Genomic DNA, 9,742 nt, shown 5'->3' with positions numbered 1-9,742 from the left:
TCCGGGTCGGAGTCGATGGCGGTGGTGGTGAGGGCTTGTTCCATGGTCGCGGCGGTCTCGTCGGTGACGAGGTGCCGGACGGTGTTCAGTGCGGTGCTGATGATCGTCGCGGACCGGGACGGTACTTGCGCAGAAACGAGGGCGTCGGCGAGGATCTCCCGCCGGGCCGGGATGTGTTGACCGGTCATTCCCGTCTGGGGCAGGACCTCGGCGGCGAGGGCGAGCCGGCGGCGTGCTTCGCTGATACTGATCCGGAGCCGGGCACGGAGGAATTCCGCGGCGTTCCGGTACCCGTCATCGGTCGGGTTGACCACCGCCCCCACCCCGGCTCCGGCCCCCGCGATCGTCCCTGCTGACGCATCGATGGCTGTGGTGTGGGGGTGTCCGGTGGGTGGGGGCGCAACCGGGCCGGGCGTCGTCGTCGTGCTCCATCCAGTCTGCCACCCGGGCGCGGCGCCAGCGCCGGGGACCGGAGAGGCGTTCCGGGCTTCGCGGCGGGTCCGTTCGACCGCGTGGGCTGCGATGATTTGCAGGTATTCCACTGTCCGGGAGATGTCCTCGATGCTGCCCGCGAAGTCGGCGGCTTCACTAAAGCCCAGCACCCCGGCATCGGTGGCAGCGGATGACCGCAGCGAGGTCAGTGCTTGGGTGGCCTGATCGAGCAACGCGTCCACTCCGGCGGTGCTGTTGGTCCCGGCGGCCGGCAGCACCCGGATTCCGTGGTTGGAGGCTGAACTCCTGGCGACCACCGAGGCGCGCGAGGCTGCGCCGCCACGAGTTTCGGTGATGAGGCCCCCGGAACGCCGGGACGCGACGAAACTCATGGCGGGCGAAATAGCCCGACGTGCCACGAATTGCCCCGTACCTTCCATGAATCAACCCTGTCACCAGGCACCGACAAAATAAGGCCCCATCGAGCCAGTCACCAGACGTGAAAGAGCGTCGGGGAAAAGGGTGTCGGGAGGTGAGTGAGCGTCGGGGAAACGGGTGTCGGGAAGTGAGAGAGCGTCGGGGAAGGGGTGTCTGGAACAAGTCTCGAGACTTCCTGCGGCTAGGACGTCACCTGCTCCCGCAGGATGTCCGCGTGGCCGCAGTGCTGGGCGAGCTCCCTAAGCATGTGGAGATAAACCCACCGAAGGGGGAGCGGACCGCGGCGGTTTCCCAGCAATAGGTCATCCAGCCCGAGTTCCGCGGCTGCCCGCCTGGAATCCTCGTACGCCGTCAAATGAGCCGCTTGTACGCTGGCTATGGTGTCCTCCTCGCCCAGGATGAATGACTCGTCGGGGGACGCTGGGATGCCTATCTCGGCGCGTGACCTGCGGGTGATGGCTTCGTCAAACCACACCTTTTCCACGAAGGTCACGTGTTTCACCAAGCCCAGGAGCGTAGTGCGCGAGGGGACCAGCCGTCGTCGTGCCTGTTCTTCGGTGAGTCCGTCCAGGCTGGCGTTCAGTGCCCTGCGGTGCTCATCCAGAAAGGCTTCGAACTGCGCGCGTTCGCCTTGGTTGATGACGTCGTCTGCAAGCGTCGGAGGGAAGGCGCTCATCCGAAGACCACCGTGCCGTCTTCGTCAATTTTCCAGCCGGGATTATGTGCGATCTCCCAGATGATGCCGTTCGGGTCCTTGACGTGTCCGTGGAAGATGCCGCCGAATGCACCGGCTTGGGCCGGCTTCAGCACAGTGCCACCGGCCGACACCAGACTCTCGATGGTGCTGGACACTTCCGCGGCGCTGCCCACATTGTGGGAGAGCGTTACTCCGCTGACGCCCGCTGTAGTTGTGGTGCTGTTGAGGTCCTGATCGAACTTTTCGGCGTCGAACAAGCCGAGCACCAGGCCGGGGGCGACCTGGAAGAAGATGATCTCGCCGGGCACGTCCATCAGCGGATCCCAACCGAGCCCGTCCTTGTAGAAGGCGCGGGCACGGTTGAGATCCGACGTGGCAAAGGTGATGAAGTGAAGTCGCTGGTCCATACCGGACATGGTAGCGACAGGGTACGACGACGGAACTAGCCCAGGTGCTGACGGGCGCCGTTGAGGTGGGAAGCCGGAGCGGCGAAGAGGGCCGAAACGTGGTCGCCAAGCTCGTTGACGTGGGTGTAGCCAGGGAACTTGCGCTGTGGTGCTGCGGCGCGCATTGCGTCATCCAGGAGTGCTTTGACCACGAACACCACGGCCGCCGAGGTCTGTTCCTTGGGTTCGGTCTTGTGGCCGGACTGGGCGGCCTGGAATCCCTCGGCGACGCCAAGAACCCAGGCTTCGGCGGCGGCCTTGATCGCTGCGTAGCTGGCGCCGGACGCGGTGGGCTTGGCCGCGGCGGTCGCCGAGACGATGGCAAGGCGTCCGCGCGGCGAGGTTTCCAGGTCGGAGTAGAACGCGCGGGACGTATTCCGCAGCGTCGTCATGATGCTGGTGTGGAGGATGTCCCAGTCGTCGTCGTTTTGCCCCTCAATCCCTTCGCCGCCGCGCCACCCGCCCACCAAATGGATCAGCCCGTCCACGCGTCCAAACTCGGCGCGCACCGACTCGGCCAGATCCTGGACCGAGGCCTTGTCCGCCAGGTTGCAGGTAAACGGCACTACGCCGTCGTGGGACCGGGCGAGCGTTTCGAGCCTGGCCGCATCCAAGTCGACTGCGGCAACCCGGGCGCCCAAGGCGACAAGGGAGCCGACGACGGCTTGGCCGGCCGCGCTCGTGGAGCCTGCAACCACAACGTTCAGGGGCTTGGTGGATGGGGTGTTGGCGGATGCCACGTCGTCGTGGTCATTCGTGATGGGCAAGGTGTGTCCTTCCAGACTGAAGATGGCGGTCGGAACGAGCCTATCGAGCAACTTGGAACGCTTATGCTCCAATCAGCTGAGAATAAGAATCTCTCATGCTGAAGTCGGCTGGCTGGAAGCTAAGGGCTGCAGGGCGTGTGGCTCAGCTCGGGCTTGGCGGATCTGAAGGCGGTTGAGCCGCGGTCCGCGCCGGTGGGAGGATGGAGCAGTGGAACCCCTCTTCGACTTCCTTGGCAGTTACTGGTGGCTCATCTTTCCCATTGGCGGTATGGCTGGCGGGTGGGCAAGGTCGTGGTCCAAAGCCAGCGAGGAACGGCACCGCCGCAAGGTGGAGTTGCTGAAGCTGCGGAACCAATTGGCGGTACACGAGGAAGCCAACCAAGCCGAAGTAGTCTCGCTGTTGGCCGCGCACGACTCGGTAAACCACAAGTGGCTCGACTATGAGCTCGACGTTGGGAAGCTCATTGACTTCCCTCTCATGACGGACGTTCGGGAGCCCCTCACAGTCGCGTTCCTGCGTGCCAAGAAAGAGGCCGACGGCCTGCGTCCTGAAGCGCCCGAAGAAATTTCGACGCCGGCCCGGCTGGCTGAGTATCGGGCGGCTGTCCACAGCTTCGAGCTGGCTTTCGATGTGGCCGAACGAGAAGCCAGGCGCATCAAGGACGGCAACTTCACCGGCCCGGAGCGGCAGCGGCTCGCCACGGCTAGGAAGCTGCTGCGTATTGCTGAGGACACCGCGGCCACTCCTGCCGAACGTCAAACGGCGTACAAACGGGCCCGCAAGGAACTCGATGGGCTGATCGTCCTGCCGGAAGCGACCGTTGCCGCGCTGGAAAGCAAGATCATCAGCATGTTGGACACCCGCAAGGACCCTGACCCGGACGCGCGGATCGCCTAGGTCACTGAACGTGGTCTACTATCCCAGGTCGACGCCCATCACGGTCCGCACCGTTGACCCCGCAGAATCGTCCTCAAGGTGCCGCATTCCCAGCCGTTCAGCTACCTGACGCGAGGCCAGATTGTCGGGGTGGATGATGGCCACCACGCGGCCAACCCCTACGACATCCCGTGCAAGGGCCAGGCAGGCCAAAGCCGCTTCTGTGGCGTACCTACGCCCCTGCAGCTCCAAACGCACGTGGTAGCCAACCTCCAGCTCGGATCGCCCGTTGACGTCCTGCCACGTCAACCCGCAGTCGCCCACGAACCCGCCGTCGTGCGTTTGCACAATCCACAACCCGTACCCGTGGCGAGCATAGTTCGCCTGGTTCCACTCGATCCAAGCCCTTGATTCTTCCCGCGATTTGGGTGCCGGGTAGTACGTCATCACCGCGGGATCGCCGAGCATCGAGCTCATCACGTCGAGATCAGCCAGCGTCATTTCGCGGAAGCGCAGCCGGGTGGTCGGAGGGGGAAGCATCTCCGAAGCCTACCCATGGACGAACGGACCCGGCCATGGACTGTACCTTCCCGACCCTCTTTGAACCCTGTGGCGAGGTTTTACAACCGAAATCGGCTGAATTTGAGCCCCGCGGAGTCCAAAGTAAGTGGTGACGGTACAGGCACCATCAGGCCAAGCCGCGAACTTCCACCGGCGTCAGCATCTCCCGTTCGAAGCCCACCACGCGCCGGGGCCCGTGCAGGATCACCTCATGGGTAGCAGCATCGGACACGCTGGACGTCGAAACATGCAGCTTCACCAATCCCGGCGCCACAATGCGGGAGAGCTCCAGCCCCGTGAACGAGGTCCGGTCCGCGTGGACCACGAAATCGACGACGGCGGACGCGCCGGCTTCCAGCTCGACGCGGGCGTAGCCGATCAGCTCGCGGACGGGACGAACCACTTCGCCTACAGGGTCCTCCAAGTACAGCTGCACCACTTCAGCGCCGGACAACGAACCGGTGTTGGTGACCGCGCAGCTCACCGTGACCGAGTCCGACGTCGTCATTGTGGGCGCGCTGCACTGGTGACCCGACAACTCAAAGGTGGTGTAGGACAGGCCGTGTCCGAAACCGAACAGCGGTGAGGGGTCCAGTGCGCTCACTTCGGTACGGCCAGCGAGCCGTGAATGCAGGTAGGTGCCCGGTTGGCCGCCGGAGGTGCGCGGCACGGAAACGGGCAGCTTGCCGGACGGATTCACGACGCCGGTGAGTACGTCCCAGAGTGCCTCGGCACCCTCTTCGCCGGGGAAGAAGCCTTGGACGATTGCGTCTGCACGGTCCACGAAGTCGCCAAGCGCGTAGGGTCGCCCGCTGAGCACCACCACCACGGCCCGCGTCCCGGATTCGGCACACGCGGCGAGGACAAGGTCCAGCATCCTGTGCTGGTCACCGGGCAGGCGCAGGTCCGCGGCGTCGTTGCCTTCCCCGGACGTGCCGCGGCCGAACAACCCGGCGTTGTCGCCCACCACAACTACGCAGGTCTCCACGGATGCGGCGACCTTGCAAGCCTCGGCGATCTGTTGGTCGGTGGCGGACTCGCAGTTGCCGGTGACAGACGTGAGAACAGAGCCGAACCGGGCCGAAGCCACTGCCGCAACGGACGGAACGGAGATGCCCATGGGCACCTCGGGGTGCGACGCACCCACATGGGCATCGAAGGAGTAGCAGCCCAGCATCGCAAAGGGATCGTTCGCCAGCGGCCCAACAACACCCATGGAGCCGGACACAGGCAGAGGCAGGGAAGGAACTCCGTCAAGGGGCCGGTTGCTCAGCAGCACCAGCGACTGCGCTGCCAACTCACGGGCCAAAGCCCGGTTTTCCAGCGGATCCAATTCGATCGGGCCGGACAACGCCTCCGGAGCAGGGGAGAAGTCTGGAGACAACAGGCCAACTTCGGCCTTCTGTTTCAGGACCCGGCGCAATGCCTCGTCAACAACGGACTCGTCCAGCGCGCTCTCGCGAATGCGTTCCAGCAGCGGCGTACCAAAGCAGTTGACGGTAGGCAGTTCAACGTCGACGCCGGCCCGCAAGGCCAGCACTGCGGCGTCACCGGAGTCCGCGGCCACCCCGTGGGTGACGTCCAGGAACGCCACGCCGAAGTAGTCGGCCACCACCGTCCCGGCAAAGCCCCACTCCTCACGAAGCAGCCCGGTCAGTAGGGCGCGGTTCGCGGCGGCCGGTACGCCGTCGACGTCGGTATAGGCATGCATCACCGAACGCGCGCCGCCGTGGCGGATCGCCATTTCAAACGGCGGCAGCATGACGTCGGCCAGTTCGCGGGGGCCCATGGAGACGGGCGCGTGGTTGCGGCCGGCCTGGGAGGCGGAGTAGCCCACGAAGTGCTTGAGCGTGGCAACGATGCCTGTGGACTCCAGGCCCTGGACATAAGCGGTTGCCACTGTTCCCACCAGGTAAGGGTCCTCGCCGATGGTCTCCTCCACCCGGCCCCAGCGCAGATCCCGGACGACGTCCAGGACAGGGGCCAGGCCCTGGTGAACTCCCAGTGATCGCATGCTTGTGCCGATCCGGGCTGCCATGTCGCGCACCAACGAGGGGTTGAATGTTGCGCCCCAGGCCAGGGGGACCGGGAAGGCCGTAGCTTTCCAGGCGGCCAGTCCGGCCAAGCATTCCTCGTGGACCTGCGCCGGGATGCCGAAGCGGGACGCGGCCATGATCTGCTCCTGCGCGGCGACCAGCCGGCGCGCGCCCTCGGCGGGTTCCACGGGAACCGTGCCGTACATGCGCGTGATCTGCCCGAGGCCGTCAGCGATGATGTCGTCCCAGGAGCGGGCGTCCCCGGCCATCTGGCTTTGCAGCGGGGCAACGGAATCGCCGTCCGTGGAGGCGTTGACCCATACTCCCACCAGTTGGGCGAGCTTTTCCTCAAGGGTCATTTCACGGATGAGGTGCTCGACGACGTCCGACGCTGGAATGCGGGCAAGTGCTTGCTGATCGGCGGCGCCGGTGCTCACAGGCTTCTCCTTGGATTCTAAGATGATTTCTAGAAACTATCAGAAACTTATATTTACTTTCCACCCTTTGAAAGTGTTGATTTACGAGCAGATTCTCCCTAGCGTTGACGAAGTGCCATGCATCCATGGAGTCAAGGCACTGGGAGAAATCCGAAACTTTCCGAACATCTATTCAAGAACATGACGGAGACATGCGCATGCAGACGTACAGAGTGGCCATCGTAGGAACGGGCGGGATCGCGGCAGTTCACGCGTCCAACCTCGCCCGAACCGATAACCGGGCAGAGTTGGTGGCTGCGTGCGACGTAGACGATGCCCGTCTCCAGGCGTTCGCGGACGATCATGGGATCGGGGGCCGCTACCAGAGCCTCACCGAGTTGCTGGCCGAGGCCAAGCCGGACATCGTGCACCTGTGTACTCCGCCGATGATGCACATTGACCAGGCCATTGAGTGCCTCGAAGCCGGCGCGCATGTGCTCTCCGAGAAGCCACCGGCACTCAGCCTGGCGGACTTCGACCGGCTCAACAATGCAGAAGCACAAGGAGGCGCGCAGTTCTCCTGCGTGTTCCAGCACCGCTTCGGCGATGCCTCAGCCGCGGCCCGCGAACTCATAGGCGGTGCCGAGTTCGGCCGTCCGCTGGTCGCACGCTGTGACACCCTCTGGTACCGGCCGGACGAATACTTCGATCTCCCGTGGCGCGGCACCTGGAAGGCCGAGGGCGGCGGACCAACAATGGGCCACGGCATCCACCAGTTCGATCTCCTCCTGCACTTGCTCGGCCCGTGGGAAGAGGTCAACGCGATCGCCTCCAGGCAGGCGCGCGCCACGTCCACGGAGGACTTCTCCGCAGCCTTGGTGCGCTTCGAGAACGGCGCAGCGGCCACTGTCATCAACTCCTTGCTTTCGCCGCGTGAGACCTCCGACATCCGGGTCGATTGCGAGTTCGCCACCATCGAACTCAGCCACCTCTACGGCTACGGCACCAAGGACTGGACCATCACCGCGGCCCCCGGCTACGAGGCCGAGGTCTCCAGCGCGTGGTCCAGCCAGCCCCTGGAGCGCGGAAGCGGCCACTCTGCCCAGTTCCTTGCCATGTATGACGCGCTCGACGCCGGATTGCCGCTCCCAGCCGGCGCGGACTCCGCGAGGCAGACACTGGAGTTCGCTGCCGCGATTTACGCTTCGGCCTTCACCGGCCGGCCCGTGCGGCGCGGAGAAATCGTCCCTGGCCACGCTTTCTACGAGGGCATGGACGGCGAGGGCCGCGGCACCCGTGTCCTGGCCTCCACGGCCCGCATCTAATTCGCACACAACCGGAGATCACTGATGACCACCACAGCCCAGACCATCCTGACCGATGCCCTCAGCTACACCGACGACGGCCGCTCCCTGACCTTTACAGTTGGCGCCCAGGACATCGCCAGCTACACGTACCTCCCCACGGACGAGCAGTACGAAAGCCCGCGCCCCTTCTTCCACCCGCTGACCACCTTGGAAGGCGACGACGTCACCATCTCAAGGCCTTGGGACCACGTCTGGCACAAGGGACTTTCGTGGGCGCTGCCCAATGTGGGGGAGCACAACTTCTGGGGCGGAGCCACGTACACCCGTGAGACCGGCTACGCGGACCTCGATAACAACGGGGCCATGAACCATGAGGCCTTCACCAGCATCGAGCAGTCCGAGGCCGGGATCACCGCCGCGGAAGCCTTGCTCTGGACGGCGCAGCCTGCCGAAACCGGCCAGGAAGGCCAGCGGCTCATCGCCGAGAATCGCAGGTTCAGCATCCAGCTCCTTCCCGCGGTCAACGCGTGGGCACTCCTCTTCGAAACCACCATGGACAACGTCTCCGGTGCCGAGATCGGCATCGGCAGCCCCACCACCGAGGGCCGTGACAACGCAGGCTACGGCGGCCTGTTCTGGCGCGGACCACGCTCGTTCACCGGCGGCGAGTTCCGCTCCGAGGCCGGGACTGGAGCCGACGAGTTCATGGGCACACGTTCACCCTGGATCGCCTTCACCGGCCAGCACGATGTCACCTGCCGGAAGTCCAGCATCCTGTTCGTCGAAGACCAGTCCAACCCCGGCGCCTCCAACCAGTGGTTCGCCCGCTCTTCCATGTTCGCTTGCCTCGGCTCGGCCCCCTTCTTCAGCCAAGTAGTCCCGCTCAGGGAAGGCGAACCGCTGACGTACCGGTACGCCGTCGTGATCGCTGACGGGTCCGTTTCAGACGACCAAGCCGCCGCGCTCGCACGCGCTGCCAAGGGCGCCCTGGATGGCTGGGCCTGAGATGTGCAACTCGTTCCCTGGCGCTACGGCGGTTTCTGAAGTCAGTATCTACAGCTGGGTGGGCGCGGACGGCGCGGCCGGAGGGTCGCCGCACCTGCACGCCGCGTCGACGGAGGCCTATGTAGTTCAGCAGGGCAGCGGCAGGCTGGAGACCCTGGACTCGCGCGGCTTCACGTCCACGCCGTTGGAGCCCGGAACGGTGGTCTGGTTCACGCCCGGTACCGTCCACCGGGCCATCAATGACTCCGGCGACTTGAGGGTGCTCGTCGTCATGCAAAACGCCGGGCTGCCCGAGAACGGCGACGCCGTGATGACCTTTCCGCCGGAACATCTGGTGGACGTGGAAGCGTACTCGCGGGCCGCGTCCCTTCCGTCCCGGGACGCCGACGGCGGTGACGCGGCTGCGGAGGCCGCAGCGCGCCGTCGTCGTGACCTTGCCCTGGCGGGATATCTGAAGCTGAAGGCCGCGGTTGAAGAGTCTGGCGTGTCAGCCCTGGCCGAGTTCCATGCTTCCGCCGCACGGTTGGTCAGTGGCAGGACTGAGGCCTGGCGCGGGTACCTGGCCGGGGGAGCGGAGCGGCAGGCGGACGTCACGGCCCGGCAGTTGGAGTCTCTCGAGTCGATGGAAAGTTTCTACATGCAGGACTCGCGGACTACGATGGGCGAACGGAAAACCCGCAGGATCTACGGCATGTGCGGCCGCATCCAGGCGTGGGAACTTTCCGAAACTGTCGTGGCCGGGAGGTGATTCCCGGCTGGA

Annotated in this window: 9 protein-coding genes and 1 pseudogene; 4 read left to right on the top strand and 6 right to left on the bottom strand. The window is 65.1% G+C overall.

Features of this window, described 5'->3' with window-relative positions:
- The 4 genes and pseudogenes from ACFRJ9_RS11400 to ACFRJ9_RS11385 all read right to left on the bottom strand — a co-directional run.
- A pseudogene (locus tag ACFRJ9_RS11400) lies at window positions 1-872 on the bottom strand (HNH endonuclease); the annotation flags it as partial.
- 179 nt (window positions 873-1,051) lie between these two features.
- Window positions 1,052-1,546 (bottom strand): DinB family protein, encoded by a 495-nt coding sequence (locus ACFRJ9_RS11395; protein ID WP_377667640.1) that lies wholly within the window; start codon window positions 1,544-1,546, stop codon window positions 1,052-1,054.
- The gene (locus tag ACFRJ9_RS11390; protein ID WP_377667638.1) at window positions 1,543-1,974 is read right to left on the bottom strand and encodes a VOC family protein; all 432 of its coding nucleotides are present in this window, start codon (window positions 1,972-1,974) and stop codon (window positions 1,543-1,545) included. The genes ACFRJ9_RS11395 and ACFRJ9_RS11390 overlap by 4 nt, the downstream gene beginning before the upstream one ends.
- Window positions 1,975-2,009: 35 nt before the next feature.
- Window positions 2,010-2,774, bottom strand: coding sequence for an SDR family oxidoreductase (locus ACFRJ9_RS11385; protein WP_377667665.1), 765 nt, complete (start codon window positions 2,772-2,774; stop codon window positions 2,010-2,012).
- Window positions 2,775-2,988: 214 nt separating this feature from the next.
- On the opposite strand from ACFRJ9_RS11385, the gene ACFRJ9_RS11380 reads away from it, so the two are divergent.
- Complete coding sequence (locus ACFRJ9_RS11380) at window positions 2,989-3,678, top strand: hypothetical protein (protein ID WP_377667636.1); 690 nt, start codon at window positions 2,989-2,991, stop codon at window positions 3,676-3,678.
- Window positions 3,679-3,696: 18 nt separating this feature from the next.
- On the opposite strand, the gene ACFRJ9_RS11375 is transcribed toward ACFRJ9_RS11380, so the two are convergent.
- The gene (locus tag ACFRJ9_RS11375) at window positions 3,697-4,197 is read right to left on the bottom strand and encodes a GNAT family N-acetyltransferase (protein WP_377667633.1); all 501 of its coding nucleotides are present in this window, start codon (window positions 4,195-4,197) and stop codon (window positions 3,697-3,699) included.
- Window positions 4,198-4,345: 148 nt separating this feature from the next.
- Complete coding sequence (locus ACFRJ9_RS11370; protein WP_377667630.1) at window positions 4,346-6,691, bottom strand: glycoside hydrolase family 3 N-terminal domain-containing protein; 2,346 nt, start codon at window positions 6,689-6,691, stop codon at window positions 4,346-4,348.
- Between the two features lie 197 nt (window positions 6,692-6,888).
- Here ACFRJ9_RS11370 and ACFRJ9_RS11365 point away from each other — a divergent pair, with 197 nt between their 5' ends.
- Genes ACFRJ9_RS11365 through ACFRJ9_RS11355 form a run of 3 tightly spaced genes read left to right on the top strand, consistent with a single transcriptional unit; the run spans window position 6,889 to window position 9,730 of the window.
- Entirely contained in the window at window positions 6,889-7,995 is a 1,107-nt protein-coding gene (locus ACFRJ9_RS11365; RefSeq protein ID WP_377667627.1) for a Gfo/Idh/MocA family protein, read from the top strand.
- A gap of 24 nt (window positions 7,996-8,019) precedes the next feature.
- Window positions 8,020-8,982: a PmoA family protein gene (locus tag ACFRJ9_RS11360; protein ID WP_377667624.1), complete on the top strand. Its 963-nt coding sequence runs from the start codon at window positions 8,020-8,022 to the stop codon at window positions 8,980-8,982.
- A 1-nt stretch (window position 8,983) separates the two neighbouring features.
- Complete coding sequence (locus tag ACFRJ9_RS11355; RefSeq protein ID WP_377667663.1) at window positions 8,984-9,730, top strand: cupin domain-containing protein; 747 nt, start codon at window positions 8,984-8,986, stop codon at window positions 9,728-9,730.
- Window positions 9,731-9,742 lie beyond the last annotated feature (12 nt).

This window comes from Paenarthrobacter sp. NPDC056912, from assembly GCF_042786555.1.
Classification (GTDB): Bacteria; Actinomycetota; Actinomycetes; order Actinomycetales; family Micrococcaceae; genus Arthrobacter.
Note: the sequence above shows the minus strand (reverse complement) of the source record. Positions and strands in the feature narration are given on the sequence as shown.

What these genes read in the sequence shown, in the direction of transcription:
- ACFRJ9_RS11375 (WP_377667633.1), bottom strand. Translation starts at nt 4,197, where the DNA reads ATGCTTCCCCCTCCGACCACCCGGCTGCGCTTCCGCGAAATGACGCTG.
- ACFRJ9_RS11355 (WP_377667663.1), top strand. Translation starts at nt 8,984, where the DNA reads ATGTGCAACTCGTTCCCTGGCGCTACGGCGGTTTCTGAAGTCAGTATC.
- ACFRJ9_RS11365 (WP_377667627.1), top strand. Translation starts at nt 6,889, where the DNA reads ATGCAGACGTACAGAGTGGCCATCGTAGGAACGGGCGGGATCGCGGCA.
- ACFRJ9_RS11360 (WP_377667624.1), top strand. Translation starts at nt 8,020, where the DNA reads ATGACCACCACAGCCCAGACCATCCTGACCGATGCCCTCAGCTACACC.
- ACFRJ9_RS11390 (WP_377667638.1), bottom strand. Translation starts at nt 1,974, where the DNA reads ATGGACCAGCGACTTCACTTCATCACCTTTGCCACGTCGGATCTCAAC.
- ACFRJ9_RS11395 (WP_377667640.1), bottom strand. Translation starts at nt 1,546, where the DNA reads ATGAGCGCCTTCCCTCCGACGCTTGCAGACGACGTCATCAACCAAGGC.